Origin of the sequence: Mesorhizobium sp. dw_380 (genome assembly GCF_018588885.1) — a bacterium.
Classification (GTDB): domain Bacteria; phylum Pseudomonadota; class Alphaproteobacteria; order Rhizobiales; family Rhizobiaceae; genus Mesorhizobium.
In genome coordinates, this window is the sequence record NZ_JAFFIW010000048.1 from 27999 (window position 1) to 43520 (window position 15522).

Here is a 15522-nt window from a genome sequence, read left to right on the forward strand (position 1 = left end):
GGTGCGGTCAGAATTATGAGGATGATTTTATTTGCTTTTCAGCTGTCCCAAACGGCGCTCAAGGGTGCCAGACGGAAACGAGACCGTCAAGAAACAAGCGGTCGGCGCCAAGTTCGTGGATGACATCGCCGCTGTAGTCCGGCAGGCCGAGCGCGCTGCCGATCGTTTTCACCATGGTTTTCGACCACAGGAAGCTTCCGCGCCGTTCCGTGTCCTTCCATTCGACAACCTTGAGTTTGTCGTCGACACCCTTGGTCGCCAGCCAGTCGATCGCCTCGGTCTCGCCGCCGACGGCATCGATCAGCCCGTTGGCGACACCCTGGCGGCCGGTGAAGATCGAACCGTCGGCGAGCGCCAGCGCCTGTTCGTGGGTCATCTTACGGCGCTCCGCGACGATGCCGACGAACCAGTCGTAGCTGTCGAGGATGAGCTTACGGACCATGGCGCGCTCGTCGTCATTGGTCGGCTTGAAGGGAGAGGGCGAGGCCTTGAGCGGCGAGGATTTCACCTCCTCGAGCTTGACGCCGAGCTTGTCCATGAGGCCGCTGACGTCGGGGTACTGGATCAGCACGCCGATCGAGCCGACGATCGAGGTTTTGCGGGCGACTATGTGATCGGCGGCACTCGCGATCATATAACCCGCCGATGCGGCGAGCGTGCCGACCTCCGCCACGACCGGTTTGTCGGCGGCCACCTTGCGCACCTCGTCATAGATCGATTCACCGCCGACAGTGGTGCCGCCGGGTGAATCGATCGCAAGGATCACGCCTTTGACCTTCGATGACTTGCGGATGCTCTCCAGCCGCTTGATCAGTTCCTCGTCCTCGGTGATCGTACCTTCGATCCTGACCTTGGCGATATGATCGACAGCCGAGCCGCCGAGATCGTCGCGATAGAACCAGGCCGACAGCGCAACCACCCCGAGTGCCACGATGCAGAAGGCCGCAACACGCCAGAATGTCAGCTTGCGCCGCAGACGGCGGCGGTCGATCAGGTCGTCGGCTCTCAATGCCATGGTCAGCCTCACAGTCGGCGGGAAAAAACGCTTTTAGACCATGATCTCCCCATCGGGAAGCAGTTCCGTCTCCCATATGGCGCGGCAATCCGCTCGCGGCCATCCCAGCGCTGTCCGTTTTTGTGACTGGCCTGCGCAATGGACGCAAGATAAGTGGGCGCAACGGCGGTGATGAAAAAACGGCGCAAACACGTCCATTTCTGCTATGAAGTACCGGCTGTTGTGCTGACCTCGTTTTCGTTTGTACAACGACAGTTGTCACATTTTTGCGGTTTTCGTGGGCTTGTGCTTGCTTGAGGGCACCGGCCCCCCACCTATAGGCGGTGCTCCCTGGGGGCGGGTTTTAGAAGAAAGCAGTCATGTTAGCGCGACCGAATGAACCGACCAGCCCGGAGACGGAGCTGGCTCCCCCGGCGGGTGGCGCGACGCGGAGCGATGCGTTCGACCGTGCCCAGCGTCATTCGCGCCGCGTGCGCGTGCTCAAATTCGCAGTGCCCCTGGCTGCCGCGTTGATCGCCGTCGCCTTCCCGGTCTATTCCTATCTGGCCGCACCCGTCTCCGTCGCGGTGCAGGCGGAAGGTACCGCCTTTTCGAATGGCAAGCTGGTGATGGCCAATCCCAAGCTCAACGGTTTCACAAAGCTGAAGCAGCCCTATTCGATGACGGCCCTGCGGGCGATACAGGACGTCAGCACGCAAGGCATCATCGAACTCGAAGGCATAGACGCCAAGGTGCCGATCGCGCCCGACAATGTCGCGGCGGTCAAAGCCTCGCACGGCACCTACGATCGCGACGGCAATACGATGAAACTGAACAGCGACGTCACGATCACTACGACCGACGGCTTGCAAGCCAAGTTCAAATCGGTCTTCCTCGACATGGGCAAAGGCACTATGAAGACGGATGATCCCGTCGATGTCAGCCGTGGCGGGTCGCAGATCACGGCGGATTCGATGTCGGTCCAGGACAATGGCAGGATCCTGGTGTTCGAGAACAAAGTGCGCGTCAACATCGATCCCGCCGTTCTGAAGGCGGCTGAGGCAAAGGGCGAAGAAGCGAATGTGGCTCAATAGTTCGACACGGCTGATGGCCGCGACTTCGGCGCTTCTCCTGATGGGCCTGGCGCCGTCGCTGGCGCAGTCCGGTGCCGCCAGCCAGGTGTCAGGCCTCAAGCTCGCCGGCGACAAGCCGATCCAGATCGAAAGCGACAAGCTGGAAGTCCGGCAGGCCGAGAGTGTCGCCATCTTCACGGGCAATGTCACCGTCGTCCAGGGGCCGACGCTGATGAAGGCCGGCAAGATGCTGGTCTATTACGTCAAGGATCCGAACGCAGGCGCCAAGGGCACGGAAGCCGCCGGGGCGGCAGCCATGACCGGTTCGGCCAACATCGACCACCTGGAGATCTCCGAGAAGGTTTACATCAAGTCGGATCAGCAGGTCGCGACCGGCGACCAGGGCAGTTTCGATATGAAGAGCCAGGTGCTGGTGCTTTCGGGCAAAAAGGTCGTCCTGTCGCAAAACGACAACGTCCTGGTCGGCTGCAAGCTCACCGTGCAGATGAAAAGCGGATTGGCCCAGGTCGATCCATGCGCGGGGCAGCGTGTCCAGATGTCGATCACCCCGCCGCCGAAATCGGGAGCGACGAACCCCTGATGGCCAGCTTGTCGTCGCTGACGGCGCGTCTTCCGGGACGGGCCGCAGCTAAGCTTTCGGCTCCGGCCACGCTCACCGCCGACAAGGCGAAGTTCAAGGGAACCTTGATCGCCAAGGGCCTGACCAAGAGCTACAAGGGCCGCAAGGTCGTCAGCGGCGTTACGCTCGGCGTGCGTGCCGGTGAGGCGGTCGGGCTGCTCGGTCCCAACGGCGCCGGCAAGACCACCTGTTTCTACATGGTCACCGGCCTGGTGCCGGTGGATGAAGGCACGATCGAGATCGACGGCTTCGACGTCACCTCGATGCCGATGTACCGCCGTGCGCGGCTCGGCATCGGCTATCTGCCGCAGGAGGCCTCGATCTTCCGCGGCCTCAATGTCGAGCAGAATATCCGCGCCGTGCTCGAAGTGGTCGAAAAGGACCGCAAGGCGCGCGAGCGCAGCCTCGACGAACTGCTCGAGGAGTTTCACATCAGCCATCTGCGCAAGGCGCCGTCAATGTCGCTCTCCGGCGGCGAGCGGAGGCGCCTGGAAATCGCGCGCGCGCTGGCGACGCGCCCGGCCTACATGCTGCTCGACGAGCCCTTTGCCGGCATCGATCCGATCGCCGTCGCCGATATCCAGCAATTGGTCCGCCATCTGACGGCACGCGGCATCGGCGTGCTGATCACCGACCACAATGTGCGCGAGACGCTTGGTCTGATCGACCGCGCCTACATCATCCATGCAGGCCAGGTTCTGACCCATGGCCGCGCCGACGAAGTGGTGGCGAACGCGGATGTGCGGCGGCTTTATCTCGGCGAGGGTTTTACCCTTTAGGTGGTTCACCGTTTCACGAAAACGCCGACGCAATTCCGGACGGAACGCCGCTTCACACTTTTCCTAAAATTGCTCCCAAGCGTGAAATTTGTTTCCTAACACGATTTTTTGCGCGTTCAGGGATGTTTTTCCGCGATTTTGATCCGGGATAACGCTCCGGTAAGCGACTTTTGCTAGCTTTGCCTTGACAGGCAAAAGCCGGGCCAGTTTCTATGGCCGGCCGCGAAATTCATTCCGGAAGCCCGGACGCGTAGAGGAGGCGTTTGAAACCGAACCATGGCGTTGGCGGCGAAACTACAGCTTCGACAATCGCAGTCGCTGGTGATGACGCCGCAGCTGATGCAGTCGATTCGGCTGCTGCAGTTCACCCATGTCGAACTCGAGCACTTCATCGACGAGGAGATCGAGCGCAACCCGCTTTTGGAGCGTGCCGAGCCGCAGGATGACGCCGCGAGCGACCATGCGCAGAAGACCGAAGCGGAGCCGCAAGCAGCCGTCGAGGGCGACTGGTTCGAGAACGAGGCGGGGTGGAGCGCGGAGGCGATCTCGGAAAAACTCGATACGTCGCTGGAGAACCTGTTCCCCGACGATCCCGGCACCAGCGAGCGGCTCGGGCCCGACCTGACGGCGCAATGGAAGTCGGCTTCGGGCAGCGGCGGCGGCTCCTCGTCCGAGGGGCTGGACGCCGGCGACATGGCGGCGAGCGCCATCACGTTGCGCGACCATGTCGGCGAGCAGGTCGCACTCGCCTTCGCTGATCCCGCGGCGCGGCTGATCGCCGGGGAACTCGCCGATGCTCTGGACGAGACCGGCTATGTGCGCGCCGATTTCACCGAGATCGCCACGCGTCTGGGCACCGTCGTTGCGGCCGTGGCCAAGGTGCTGGCGGTGTGCCAGACCTTCGAGCCGGCCGGCCTGTTCGCCCGCGATCTTGCCGAATGCCTGTCGCTGCAGCTTGCCGTGCGCGACCGCCTCGATCCGGCGATGAAGGCGCTGGTGGCCAATCTGGAGCTTCTGGCGCGGCGCGATTTCCAGGCGCTGAAGCGGATCTGCGGCGTCGACGAAGAGGATTTGCTCGACATGCTGGCCGAGATCCGGGCACTCGATCCGCGCCCGGGCATGGCGTTTTCGGGCGGCGCCAGCGACGCCGTCGTCGCCGATGTCGAGGTGCGTGCGGCCAATGACGGCAGCTGGACCGTCGAGCTCAATGCCGAAACGCTGCCGCGCGTGCTGGTCGACCATATCTATTTCGCCCAGGTCTCGCCGCACGCGAAGAACCAGGCGGAAAAGGATTTTCTGGCCGAGTGCCTGCAAAACGCCAACTGGCTGACGCGCAGCCTCGACCAGCGGGCAAAGACGATCCTCAAGGTGGCCTCTGAAATCGTGCGCCAGCAGGATGCGTTCCTGGTCCATGGCGTGCGCCATCTGAAGCCGCTCAACCTGCGCACGGTGGCCGACGCCATCGGCATGCACGAATCGACCGTCAGCCGCGTCACCGCGAACAAATACATGCTGACCCCGCGCGGCGTGTTCGAGCTGCGCTATTTCTTCACCGCCTCGATCGCGTCATCGGGCGGCGGCGACGCGCATTCCTCGGAAGCGGTGCGTGACCGCATCAAGCAACTGATCGACGAGGAGAAACCTGTCGATGTGCTGTCGGACGATGCGATCGTCGACATGCTCAGGGATAGCGGCGTCGATATCGCCCGGCGCACGGTCGCCAAGTACCGGGAAGGCATGAATATTCCATCTTCGGTGCAGCGCCGGCGCGAGAAGCGGGCGCTGGCAAGCGCCGGCCGCTAGCACTTGCGATTTTCCACAACTTTCGAGCTTCATTGACAAGCTGCGGTGAAGTGGCTAGAAGCCCGCCCGCATGAGACGGGCCCGATGCCCGCTAGCGGATGGTCCGTCACGACAATGGCCTCGGGACGGTCAAAAAGGCGGCTTGTGATCAACCGGAAAGTTCGGATTTAAATCGGCGCGAGTGACGCCGCAAAGCTTGTGCGCACGGATCACGAGTATAAACTCGGGCCAGTTTGAAGCCTGAGCAAGGAAGGTCAGTTTTCAGATGAATCTGCGCATATCGGGAAAACACATGGACATCGGCGATGCGTTCCGCACACGCATCAACGATCGTGTCGGCGAAGCGATCGGCAAATATTTCGATCGTGGCTTTGCGGGACACGTCACGGTCATCAAATCGGGCTCGCGCTATTCGGCGGATTGCATGATCCGGCTGGATTCCGGCGCTTCGCTGCAGGCCACCGGCGATGCCCAGGATCCGACGCTCGCCTTCGAGGCCGCCGCCGATCGGCTGGAGACCCGGCTTCGGCGCTACAAGCGCCGCCTCAAATCGCACAATTCGGGCGGCGGCAACGGCGAGTTGACCGACATCGCCTATACGGTGATGGCGCCGCTTGCCGATGATGAAGAGGAGATCGCCGAGGATTTCGCGCCCGCCATCATCGCCGAATCGACCATGACGCTGAAGACTATGTCGGTGGCCTCGGCGGTCATCGAACTCGATACCAAGGACAGTCCGGTGTTCGTTTTCCGCAACGCCGGAACCGACCATCTCAATATCGTCTATCGCCGGCCCGACGGAAACATTGGCTGGATCGACCCGTCCACGACCAAGGTCGCACAGGGATAAAGCCAGCCGCACGAGGGGTGGGGACTGGTTACGGCAGGCGAACAAGGGATTTCAAGCATGGATCTGAGCGATCTTATCAGCGTTCCGGCGATTTTGCCGGCGTTGAAGGCGAACTCCAAGAAGCAGCTTCTGCAACTGCTGTCCGAACGGGCAGCAGCGATTTCGGGCATTCCGGAGAGGGAAGTGTTCGATACCATCCTGCAGCGCGAGCGGCTGGGTTCGACCGGCGTCGGCAATGGCATCGCCATTCCGCACGGCAAGCTCGCCGGCGTGAAGCGCATTGCCGGCGTTTTCGCCCGGCTGGAGACGCCGGTCGATTTCGAGTCGCTGGACGACCAGCCTGTCGATCTGGTGTTTCTGCTGCTGGCGCCGGAAGGCGCGGGCGCCGATCATCTGAAGGCGCTGTCGCGCATCGCGCGCGTGCTGCGCGATGCCGACACGGTGGCCAAGATCAGGGGCACGCGCGATGCCACGGCTATCCACGCGCTTTTGTCGGACACGCAGGCCTCGCACGCGGCCTGAAGCATCTTTTTAAGCTAATCGCCCCAAGGGCCCTGACGGCCCTTTTCGTTCAGCCTGCCGATCGCCCTTAATGAATGGCGACGGTGGTCAGATCGTTTTCCATGGCGCCGGCCAGTGCGCGGTCACGCGCATCGGAAAGCAGGATCGGCTGGCCGTTGGCGGCAAACAAAGCCCACAGCTCCAGGCCGGGCGCGATTTCACCGATGTTGGGGAAGCGGCCGAGCAGTTCATCGCTCGAGACCTTGCGCAGATAAGCGACGGAGCCCTCGCCGAGATGGGCGAACTCGCCATTGCTCATGGTGATATTTTCAGTTCTGGTCATTTCAAGCCTCCTTGGCGCAAGGACGCCGCCCTTTCCGGGGCAATAGGCCATCCCGCATGAGAGCCATCGGTAAAGATCAGTCTTTCACCGATATGTTTATTTTCCGTACCAGCCGTTCGGACTCCGGCCGATCGAGGTCGATCGACAAAAGACCGTTCTTCAGCTCCGCCGCGATCACCCGCATGCCGTCGGCCAGCACGAAACAGCGCTGGAACTGGCGCGCGGCTATACCGCGATGAAGGAATTCGCGCTCGGTATCGTCAGTCTGACGGCCGCGCACGACCAGCTGGTTTTCCTCCGTTGTCACATCGAGATCGCTTTCGGCGAAACCGGCGACGGCGAGCGTGATGCGCAGCCTTTCGGCCTTGCCGTCGGCGCCGCTGAGGCGCTCGATGTTATAGGGAGGGTAGCTGTCACCGGATTTCGCCAGACGTTCCAAGGTCTTTTCCATGGCGTCGAAGCCCAGGAGAAGCGGGCTGGAGAAAGGCGTCATTCGGCTCATGTTACACTGTCCTCTCAAGAGCGACATAAACTGGAAAAACCCAGATGGCATTTTTCCCGATGCTCTTGATATGGTCCGCCCCACGACCAAGTTCAAGCCGTCAAAAGACCCGCCCAAAAAGACCCGGCCGTGGACTCACAGGAATAATCGACATGGCGCTTGAAACGATGCGCGGATGCAAGGAGAAGCGCTGGGCCGGGATCGTTCCCCGGTCGAGCGGTTCGGCAGTTTGCAGCCGGTTTGGCGTCCTTGCGGCGTGCGATCTGCCCGGTGAGTTCACGGCCAGCTAAACAAGGAATTGAAATGCCTCAACCACGCAAGATCATCATCGACACCGACCCCGGCCAGGACGACGCCGTCGCCATTCTGCTGGCGCTTGGCAGCAGCGAGCTGGATATAGTCGGCATATCAGCCGTTGCCGGCAACGTGCCGCTGAAGCTTACCGAAAAGAATGCCCGCAAGATCTGCGAACTGGCCGGCCGGCCCGATATCAAGGTCTATGCAGGAGCCATCCGTCCTCTGGCGCGCGAACTGGTCACCGCCGAGGAAGTGCACGGCAAGACCGGTCTCAACGGCCCGCAATTGCCCGAGCCGACCATGAAGCTGCAGGAGCAGTATGCGGTCGACTTCATCGTCGAGACGCTGATGAAGGAAGAGAGCGGCACCATCACGCTCTGCCCGCTCGGGCCGCTCACCAACATCGCGCTGGCACTGATCCGCGAGCCGCGGATCGCGCCGCGCATCAAGGAAATCGTGCTGATGGGCGGTGGCTTCTTCGAGGGCGGCAACGTCACCCCGGCGGCCGAATTCAACATCTATGTCGATCCGCAGGCCGCCGATCTGGTGTTCAAGTCAGGCATCCCGATCGTGATGATGCCGCTCGACGTCACCCACAAGGCGCTGACCACCGCCAAGCGCATCCAAGCCTTCCGCGCGCTCGGCACCAAGGTCGGCATCGCGGCCGCCGAGATGCTGGAGTTCTTCGAGCGCTACGACGAGGGCAAATACGGCACCGACGGCGGGCCGCTGCACGACCCCTGCGTCATCGCCTATCTGTTGAAGCCGGAGCTGTTCAGGGGCCGCAACTGCAACGTCAGCGTGGAAACCGCCTCGGAACTGACCATGGGCATGACCGTGATCGACTGGTGGGGCGTGACCAAGCGGGAAAAGAACGCCATGGTGATACGCGACATCGATCACGACGGCTTCTTCGCGCTGCTGGTGGAAAGGCTGGGGCGGCTTTAGGGCCACTTTTGGCCTTCTCCCCTTGCGGGAGAAGGTGTCGCCGAAGGCGACGGATGAGGGGTGTTCCAGGGAACGCAAACGTCTCACTCCGCTGGAACACCCCTCAACCGTCTCGGCGCTGCGCGCCGATCCACCTTCTCCCACAAAGGGGAGAAGGCAAGGGGCGCCTCACTTCGACCGAGAAAACGCCAGCCACAGGCCGCCGCCGACCAGGAAGCTGCCGCTGATCCTCGACATGAGCTTGATGCGGCTGGCCGACAGCAGACGCCCGGCGCGGCTGGCGGCGAGCGCATAGGTCGAATCCGACATGGCCGCGAAGATCATGGCGGTGAGGCCCATGACGACGATCTGCAGCGAATAGTTGCCTTGCGGTGCGATGAACTGCGGGAAGAAAGCGCCGAAGAACACCAGCGTCTTGGGATTGCTGAGCGCCACCAGCAGGCCCTGCAGGAAAAAGCCGCCGCGCGGCTTCCGCGCCGTGCCGTCGGCATTCAGCGCGCCCTTGGAACGGAACATCTGCACGCCCATCCAGATCAGGTAGGCGGCGCCGATCAGCCTGACCCATTCGAACCAGTGGCCCATGCCCGAGATCAGCGTGTTGAGGCCGATGCCGACGATGGCGATCATGATGGCAAGGCCGGCCTGCGTGCCGGCGACATTGGCGAGACCGGCGCGTGAGCCATGGCGGATGCTGTTGGCGATGATCAGCGTGACCGTCGGGCCGGGCACCAGGATGATGACGATGCAGGCGAGGACATAGGCGGCGTAGAGTTCCAGCGACATGGATTTTTCCCTTGGAATGCCGCCGATGCGGCGCGAACGGGATAATCAATGCATGGCAACAATCTCTGCGCAAGCCGTGCGCGAAGCGCTGTGCCGATGCGCCGGCTTCAAGCGCCCGCCTGCCAGGGCAATGTCGCCTCATAGGCTGCCGCCGCCCTCAGCACCGCGAGGTCCCCGCGCGGCCGGCCGATCAGCTGCATGCCCATCGGCCGGCCCCTGTCGTCGAAGCCGACAGGCACGTTGACCGCCGGACAGCCGCCCAGCGTGGCGAGGGCGGAAACCTGCATCCAGCGATGATAGCTGTCCATCGCTCGTCCGGCGACCTCATGTGGCCAGTGGGTGCGAACATCGAAGGGAAAGACCTGCGCGGTCGGCAGCGCGATGAGATCGAAACGATCGAAGATCGACAGCAGCGTGCGATGCCAGGAGGTGCGGATGACCGAGGCGGCGCGGATCTGCGGCGCCGTAAGCCGCATCGCGTTTTCCACCTCCCAGATGGCTTCCGGCTTCAGCAAGCCGCGCTTCGCGGGGTCGTCGTAGTGGATTTTGAGGGCACAGCCACTGCTGGCCTGGCGCAGCGTCACGAAGGCTTGCCACAGCGCTTCGAAGTCGAAATCCGGCAGCAAGGGCTCGGTCAGGAAGGAAGCAGCGGCAAACCGGCTCAGCGCGGCCTCGCACAGCTCGAGGATGCCCGGTTCGACCGGCAGATGTCCGCCGAGGTCGCCGAACCAGGCGACGCGCCCGCCGGCGGCGGCTATTCCAAGTCCCTCGAGGAACGAACCCGGCTTGTCATAGGATAAGGGCGCATGCGGGTGATAGCCCGCCTGCACGTCGAGCAGCAGCGCCATGTCGGCGACGTTGCGGCCCATCGGCCCCTCGACCCCCATCTGCGCATGAAAGACCTCGATATCCGGCCCGCCGGGAACAAGTCCCTGCGACGGCCGGAAACCGTAGACATTGTTCCAGGCGGCCGGGTTGCGCAGCGAGCCGCCGAAGTCGCTGCCGTCGGCGACGGGCACCATGTCGAGCGCCAGCGCCACCGCCGCACCGCCGCTTGAGCCGCCGGCGGCGAGTGCCGGATCGAAGGCGTTGAGCGTCGGCCCGAAGACATTGTTGTAGGTGTTGGAGCCGAGGCCGAATTCCGGGACATTGGTCTTGCCGATGATGATGGCGCCGGCGTCGCGGATGCGTTCGACGAAGAAATCATCTTCCTGCGGCACGAAATCGGCAAAGATCGGCGAGCCGAAGGAGGTCCTGAGCCCTGTGGTCGAGGCAAGGTCCTTGATGGCGATCGGCAGGCCGAAGAGCGTCCCGGCTTCGCTCGCCTGCCGGCTATCGGCGGCGTCGGCCTCGCGCAGGATGTCGTTGCGATCGCGCAACGAGACGATGGCGTTGACCAACGGATTGACCGCCTCGATGCGGTCGAGGAAGGCCATCACCACCTCGCGCACGGAAAGCGTCTTGCGGCGGATCGCGTCGGCCAGTTCGACAGCGGTCAGGCGGCAGATATCGCCGGCCGGTGGTATGGCGTGCTTGGTGCGGGGGCGCATCATCTCAGCGCTTTTCCTTTAATGCCTTGTCGACATCGGCGGCCTGTGGGATTGCCGGCTGGGCGCCGGGCTTCAGGCAGGCCAGCGAGCCGGCCACACCGGCGCGCTCCAGTGCCTTGTCGAGCGCGAGGCCGGACGACAGGCCGGCGGCGAAATAACCGCAGAAGGTGTCGCCGGCGCCGACCGTGTCGACAGGCGTGATCTTCATTGCCGGAATGGTCAGGAAATCGGTCGGTGTTGCCGCCATGACGCCGTCGCCGCCGAGCGTGACGACGATGGTGCGGCCGGTTTTCGCCGCGAAGTCGCGCATGCGCGCTGCACGGTCGCGGCCGCTCAGCGCCAGTGCCTCGCCGTAGAGGTCGAACTCCGTCTCGTTGGCGACGACGTAGTCGGCCTTGCCGAGGAAGGCCGCCGCGTCGCTCTGGAAGGGCGCGGTGTTGAGCACGGTGATGGCACCTGCCGCCCTTACCTGGTCGAGTGCGGCATCGACGGTCGCAAGCGGGATCTCGTGCTGCAGCAGCACGACATCGCCTTTTTCCAGAAGGGCCTTGGCGAGGTCGCCGGGCAGGACCGAGGCATTGGCGCCCGACACGACGGCAATGATGTTCTCGCCGTCGTCGCCGACCATGATCAGCGCCGTACCGGTCGAGGCAAAGGTCTCGGCGACACCGGACAGGTCGACCTTGCCGTCGCGCAGCAACGCCAACGCCTCGGCGGCGAAGCTGTCCTTGCCGACAGCGCCCACCATGCGCACCGAGGCGCCGGCGCGCGCGGCTGCCAGCGCCTGGTTGGCACCCTTGCCGCCGGGCGCGGTAACGAAGCCGGAGCCGCTCACAGTTTCGCCGGGACTCGGCAAGCGGTCGACATTGGCGATAAGGTCGAGGTTGATCGAGCCGATGACGATTATCAAACAAGGCCTCCTGCCTGCACGAATTCAAGGTGCGGGAGCGTCCTTAGCCATCCGGCGAACGCACCCTCGCCCATTCGCGCGGGAAGCTAACCTGTAAGGCCGCGGCTTGCCAGACCACGCGAATGGTCCAGCTCGATTTGTCGTATCATGGCCTATTCGCAGCGTATTGTGACCGTGCCCTGATAGCTGCCGGTAGGAAAGATGCCCGCCGATTTGGTCGCGGTAAGGTCGACCTGGATGGCATGGGTGCCGTTGCCGACCCTTTGCGGCACGCTTCCGTTGTTGTCGGCCCCCGAGCCATCGAGGCGGAAGACCGAGGCGAAGGTCACGTTGGTGCCGCCACCGCTCGGCGCGGAGGAGAATGCGGCGGGCGCCGGCGCCGAGACGGAATAACAGTCCAGCAGATTGAGCACGGAGCACAGGAGCGAGCTTGCCACGACGGTGACGCTGGCGCTCGACCCGCCTGCCTGTCTGGAGCTCAGTACCCCGATGCTGGGATTTGCGGTCATCGTTCCGGACGCGCCGACCATGATCGTGCAGGTGCTGATGATCGCCGCTTGCGCCGGAAGACAGAAGCCGGCAAGCGCTGCCATCGCAAGCAGCGCGCGATTATTTCCTCTTCTTTTTCTTGCCATCGCCAATTCCGGTCCTGATGCTCCAGCCTTCGTTGGCTCATCCGGGTGAGGCGGATGCGGGAGCTGAAGCTGCGGCCACGCTCCCCGTCTGGCCGCCGTCGACATTGAGGCCCATCTTGAGGAGTTTCAGCTCCAGCTGCAGGCGCTCGACCTCAAGCTCATAGAGGCGGCTGCAATCGACGCGCTTGGGCGTGCGCCCGATCGGGATCACCACGCGGCCGTAGGTGGCGACGTCATTGTTCGATCGGTTGTTGCCTCTGATGACGCCGAGGTCGAAATAAGCGCCGCTGCCCGATACCGCGGAACGGCAGGTGGTGCCATCGGAAGCGTGCACCTCGTCCTGGCCCTGAGGCAAGGTCACACCGGGCAGGTTGAAACCGCTCTCATTCTGATTGAGATTATAGACGTCCTCGGCGAGAACCGGCGAGATCCCCGTCGACATCGCCGCAAGCGCGATTGTCAGGACTTGCGGTGCCCAAAAAACTTTCCGCATATCTGTGCCTTTATCTGCGTCTGTTGATTGGGAAAGGGAATGCTCTCGGTACAGATACGCACTTTACGCTCGGCGGCGCCGCCGAAGGGCACGACCACAAGGACAGGACGGGAAGCTTGGGAAGCGAGCTGAAAGACACCGGGAGAGATCCTGGCGTCCACCGGCTGAAAGTCCTGGTCATAGACATGGATTTCGACCTTGATCTTCTGGTCGTAGGGATTGGCGGGGAAAACGCGGACGGCGAAGGCGTCGGTGAAGCTGTTGACCTCACCTCGCATCGGCGACATCGACTGAGCGCTGGCGGCAACAGGGATCAGGCCGACGGCCAGTGCCGCCGCCAGGGTTCCAAAAAGTGTCACGGAGGCCTCCTTCCCGAGGGCTATTCGCAGCGCAGCGTCACCGTCGCCTGATAATTTCCGGAGGCGAAGCGGTTGCTGCCGCCCTTGGTGCCGGCGAGATTGACCGAAACGAGCGAGGCGCCCGGAACGGTCAGATTGGTGGCGGAGCCTGTTTCGACGATCGTGTGGGCGCCGCTGGCCGAATAGGTCGGCGTCCATGTGGTGGCCGTGGCGTCGGCCGCCGGGGCGGTGGTGGTGGTCACCGGATCGACGCTGAGCGCCACGCCTCCCGTGGTGGTGAGCGTGACCGTTCCCGCGGAGCCGCCGCTGTTGTGCGAGCTCAGCGACTGAAGGTCGGGGCTCACCATCATCGTGCCGTTGGTGGCGACAACAAGCGTGCAGGTCGCGGTCACCGTGCCATTGAAAATCACATTCTGCGTTGTGGCCATTGCGGCCTGATCCAGGCACGCGGCCAGCAAGGCTGCACCAAAACTGGTGCGTAACCACTTCATAGGGACCTCCTATTAAGTCGGATCGCCCGAATTAATAGGAGTCACCATCGCTTTATCGTGGTTAATTTAGCGTAAACTTAAATATCATGGAGCAATAACAGCCATGAAGAAACCGATGGTTGTCCCTGGTTGTATCCAGAAATTCTGACCAAGAAATCGTACGAATACTTTCTGAAACGAATATTCACACATTTCTTCAGCAGAAATAGAAAACTCGACATTTCAGGACGAAATCTGCCCCGCCTCCCAACCCAGGATGGCGCGCTTGCGGGTCAGGCCCCAGTGGTAGCCGGTGAGGTCGCCGGACTTACCGATGGCGCGATGGCATGGCACCACGAAAGAGAGCGGGTTGGCGCCGTTGGCGGCACCGACCGCGCGGCTGGCGCTTGGCGCGCCAATGCTGGCGGCGATCGAGGAATAGGTGCGGGCCTTGCCCATCGGAATCTGGAGCAGCGCCTCCCAGACGCGAACCTGGAAGTCGGTGCCGATCATGACGACATGCAGCGGCTGATCGGGGCGCCACAGCGTCGGATCGAAGATCCGTACGGCATAAGGCCCCGTCGCGGCCATGTCCTCGACATAGATGGCGTTCGGCCAGCGGCTGGACATGTCGGTGAAGGCGGCGCGCTCCTCGCCGGGATCGCTGAAGGCAAGGCCGGCAAGCCCGCGATCGGTGGCCATGATCAACGCGGTGCCGAATGGCGAGGGATGGTAGCCGTAGCGGATGGTGAGCCCGGCGCCGCGCGTCTTGTAGTCGCCCGGCGACATCGCCTCGTGGGTGACGAACAGGTCATGCAGCCGGCCGGGACCCGACATGCCCAGTTCGAACGAGGTTTCGAGCAGCGGCATGCCAGAATCGAGCAGCCGGCGCGCATGGTCGAGCGTCACCGCCTGCAGGAACGCTTTTGGCGACAGGCCTGCCCAGCGGGTGAAAAGTTTTTGCAGGCCGGTCGGCGTCTCGCCGACCTCTTCCGCAAGTTCCTCGAGCGATGGCTGGTCGCGGTAGTCGAGGCTGATCTTCTCGATGGCGCGGCGCACGATCTCATAATCGCTGCCCTGCGGCGTGATATCCTTCTTGAGGACTGCTGTCTGTGTGCTCATCGAACCGTCTCCTTGGCCAGGAATATCGCCCCTCGGGGCGCCGATCGCCACCCGAAACTTGCCTTCCTGCGGCGCAAGCCCAGATAGATTCGCGTTTCGAGCCGAGGAGTCGCTGATGGCTGGGGAGAAGGTGCATCTGAGCGGGGCAAAAGAGACCTTGACCCTCTACGGCAAGGCGCTCAAGGTCGACGATAATCTCGGCATCGGCCTGGCGATCAGGGCAAAGACGCTCGAGAAATCCCGGCGCGATCGTGCTGCATCTGGCTGCGGGCTTGACCTAGAGCAGTTCACCGTTTCACGGAAACGGCGAACTGCTCTAACTCTTTGTTTTGACGCAATTCCGGGCGGAAAACCGTTCACACCTTTTCCTGGAATTGCTCTAGCCTTCGTTCACCATGTGAGTCTAGGTGCGCTGGCTGCTGCCGGTGCACCCCCACGAAAACCAGGGAGGTCCTGTGGAGGCGGCCGCC

Annotated in this window: 17 protein-coding genes and 2 pseudogenes; 8 read left to right on the forward strand and 11 right to left on the reverse strand. The window is 63.0% G+C overall.

Features of this window, described 5'->3' with window-relative positions:
- Positions 1–58: 58 nt before the first annotated feature.
- A complete protein-coding gene (gene sppA, locus JT360_RS29100; protein ID WP_214476193.1) occupies positions 59–1015 on the reverse strand; it encodes a signal peptide peptidase SppA in 957 nt (318 codons plus the stop codon).
- 359 nt (positions 1016–1374) lie between these two features.
- Here sppA and lptC point away from each other — a divergent pair, with 359 nt between their 5' ends.
- From lptC to ptsN, 6 genes are all read left to right on the forward strand, one after another.
- Positions 1375–2088: an LPS export ABC transporter periplasmic protein LptC gene (gene lptC, locus JT360_RS29105; RefSeq protein ID WP_214476197.1), complete on the forward strand. Its 714-nt coding sequence runs from the start codon at positions 1375–1377 to the stop codon at positions 2086–2088.
- Complete coding sequence (locus tag JT360_RS29110; RefSeq protein ID WP_214476198.1) at positions 2075–2668, forward strand: LptA/OstA family protein; 594 nt, start codon at positions 2075–2077, stop codon at positions 2666–2668. Before lptC ends, JT360_RS29110 begins: the two co-directional genes overlap by 14 nt.
- Positions 2668–3486: an LPS export ABC transporter ATP-binding protein gene (gene lptB, locus JT360_RS29115; RefSeq protein WP_214476200.1), complete on the forward strand. Its 819-nt coding sequence runs from the start codon at positions 2668–2670 to the stop codon at positions 3484–3486. Before JT360_RS29110 ends, lptB begins: the two co-directional genes overlap by 1 nt.
- A 276-nt stretch (positions 3487–3762) precedes the next feature.
- Entirely contained in the window at positions 3763–5289 is a 1527-nt protein-coding gene (rpoN, locus tag JT360_RS29120) for an RNA polymerase factor sigma-54 (protein WP_214476202.1), read from the forward strand.
- Positions 5290–5554: 265 nt separating this feature from the next.
- On the forward strand, positions 5555–6139 hold the full coding sequence (gene hpf, locus JT360_RS29125; protein ID WP_214476204.1) for a ribosome hibernation-promoting factor, HPF/YfiA family: 585 nt from the start codon (positions 5555–5557) through the stop codon (positions 6137–6139).
- Positions 6140–6196: 57 nt separating this feature from the next.
- On the forward strand, positions 6197–6661 hold the full coding sequence (ptsN, locus tag JT360_RS29130) for a PTS IIA-like nitrogen regulatory protein PtsN (protein WP_010911486.1): 465 nt from the start codon (positions 6197–6199) through the stop codon (positions 6659–6661).
- 67 nt (positions 6662–6728) lie between these two features.
- On the opposite strand, the gene JT360_RS29135 is transcribed toward ptsN, so the two are convergent.
- Together JT360_RS29135 and JT360_RS29140 are read right to left on the reverse strand one after the other, a co-directional pair.
- Positions 6729–6983 (reverse strand): BQ00720 family protein, encoded by a 255-nt coding sequence (locus JT360_RS29135; protein WP_214476206.1) that lies wholly within the window; start codon positions 6981–6983, stop codon positions 6729–6731.
- 76 nt (positions 6984–7059) lie between these two features.
- Positions 7060–7485, reverse strand: coding sequence for an Hsp20 family protein (locus tag JT360_RS29140; protein ID WP_013893014.1), 426 nt, complete (start codon positions 7483–7485; stop codon positions 7060–7062).
- A 303-nt stretch (positions 7486–7788) separates the two neighbouring features.
- On the opposite strand from JT360_RS29140, the gene JT360_RS29145 reads away from it, so the two are divergent.
- Complete coding sequence (locus JT360_RS29145; RefSeq protein WP_214476207.1) at positions 7789–8730, forward strand: nucleoside hydrolase; 942 nt, start codon at positions 7789–7791, stop codon at positions 8728–8730.
- Between the two features lie 168 nt (positions 8731–8898).
- Here the strand turns inward: JT360_RS29145 and JT360_RS29150 are convergent, their stop codons facing one another.
- The 8 genes and pseudogenes from JT360_RS29150 to JT360_RS29185 all read right to left on the reverse strand — a co-directional run bounded on the left by JT360_RS29150 (position 8899) and on the right by JT360_RS29185 (position 15052).
- The gene (locus tag JT360_RS29150) at positions 8899–9513 is read right to left on the reverse strand and encodes a LysE family translocator (RefSeq protein WP_214476210.1); all 615 of its coding nucleotides are present in this window, start codon (positions 9511–9513) and stop codon (positions 8899–8901) included.
- A 107-nt stretch (positions 9514–9620) separates the two neighbouring features.
- The gene (locus tag JT360_RS29155; RefSeq protein ID WP_214476212.1) at positions 9621–11066 is read right to left on the reverse strand and encodes an amidase; all 1446 of its coding nucleotides are present in this window, start codon (positions 11064–11066) and stop codon (positions 9621–9623) included.
- A 1-nt stretch (position 11067) separates the two neighbouring features.
- Positions 11068–11973, reverse strand: a complete 906-nt coding sequence (locus JT360_RS29160; RefSeq protein WP_214476214.1) for a ribokinase — start codon at positions 11971–11973, stop codon at positions 11068–11070.
- 152 nt (positions 11974–12125) lie between these two features.
- Complete coding sequence (locus JT360_RS29165; RefSeq protein WP_214476215.1) at positions 12126–12608, reverse strand: hypothetical protein; 483 nt, start codon at positions 12606–12608, stop codon at positions 12126–12128.
- Positions 12583–13101, reverse strand: a pseudogene (locus JT360_RS29170) (hypothetical protein). Before JT360_RS29170 ends, JT360_RS29165 begins: the two are co-directional and overlap by 26 nt.
- Positions 13068–13388, reverse strand: a complete 321-nt coding sequence (locus JT360_RS29175) for a hypothetical protein (RefSeq protein WP_250889154.1) — start codon at positions 13386–13388, stop codon at positions 13068–13070. The pseudogene JT360_RS29170 and the gene JT360_RS29175 overlap by 34 nt, the downstream one beginning before the upstream one ends.
- A 92-nt stretch (positions 13389–13480) precedes the next feature.
- Positions 13481–13951 (reverse strand): hypothetical protein, encoded by a 471-nt coding sequence (locus JT360_RS29180; protein WP_214476219.1) that lies wholly within the window; start codon positions 13949–13951, stop codon positions 13481–13483.
- Positions 13952–14173: 222 nt separating this feature from the next.
- Complete coding sequence (locus JT360_RS29185) at positions 14174–15052, reverse strand: methylated-DNA--[protein]-cysteine S-methyltransferase (RefSeq protein WP_214476221.1); 879 nt, start codon at positions 15050–15052, stop codon at positions 14174–14176.
- A 115-nt stretch (positions 15053–15167) separates the two neighbouring features.
- Here JT360_RS29185 and JT360_RS33830 point away from each other — a divergent pair.
- A pseudogene (locus tag JT360_RS33830) lies at positions 15168–15522 on the forward strand (hypothetical protein); the annotation flags it as partial.

Bases quoted from the DNA above. Each gene is read 5' to 3' on its own strand.
- sppA (WP_214476193.1), bottom strand. From the start codon at position 1,015: ATGGCATTGAGAGCCGACGACCTGATCGACCGCCGCCGTCTGCGGCGC.
- lptC (WP_214476197.1), top strand. From the start codon at position 1,375: ATGTTAGCGCGACCGAATGAACCGACCAGCCCGGAGACGGAGCTGGCT.
- JT360_RS29110 (WP_214476198.1), top strand. From the start codon at position 2,075: ATGTGGCTCAATAGTTCGACACGGCTGATGGCCGCGACTTCGGCGCTT.
- lptB (WP_214476200.1), top strand. From the start codon at position 2,668: ATGGCCAGCTTGTCGTCGCTGACGGCGCGTCTTCCGGGACGGGCCGCA.
- rpoN (WP_214476202.1), top strand. From the start codon at position 3,763: ATGGCGTTGGCGGCGAAACTACAGCTTCGACAATCGCAGTCGCTGGTG.
- hpf (WP_214476204.1), top strand. From the start codon at position 5,555: ATGAATCTGCGCATATCGGGAAAACACATGGACATCGGCGATGCGTTC.
- ptsN (WP_010911486.1), top strand. From the start codon at position 6,197: ATGGATCTGAGCGATCTTATCAGCGTTCCGGCGATTTTGCCGGCGTTG.
- JT360_RS29135 (WP_214476206.1), bottom strand. From the start codon at position 6,983: ATGACCAGAACTGAAAATATCACCATGAGCAATGGCGAGTTCGCCCAT.
- JT360_RS29140 (WP_013893014.1), bottom strand. From the start codon at position 7,485: ATGAGCCGAATGACGCCTTTCTCCAGCCCGCTTCTCCTGGGCTTCGAC.
- JT360_RS29145 (WP_214476207.1), top strand. From the start codon at position 7,789: ATGCCTCAACCACGCAAGATCATCATCGACACCGACCCCGGCCAGGAC.
- JT360_RS29150 (WP_214476210.1), bottom strand. From the start codon at position 9,513: ATGTCGCTGGAACTCTACGCCGCCTATGTCCTCGCCTGCATCGTCATC.
- JT360_RS29155 (WP_214476212.1), bottom strand. From the start codon at position 11,066: ATGATGCGCCCCCGCACCAAGCACGCCATACCACCGGCCGGCGATATC.
- JT360_RS29165 (WP_214476215.1), bottom strand. From the start codon at position 12,608: ATGGCAAGAAAAAGAAGAGGAAATAATCGCGCGCTGCTTGCGATGGCA.
- JT360_RS29175 (WP_250889154.1), bottom strand. From the start codon at position 13,388: ATGTCGCCGATGCGAGGTGAGGTCAACAGCTTCACCGACGCCTTCGCC.
- JT360_RS29180 (WP_214476219.1), bottom strand. From the start codon at position 13,951: ATGAAGTGGTTACGCACCAGTTTTGGTGCAGCCTTGCTGGCCGCGTGC.
- JT360_RS29185 (WP_214476221.1), bottom strand. From the start codon at position 15,052: ATGAGCACACAGACAGCAGTCCTCAAGAAGGATATCACGCCGCAGGGC.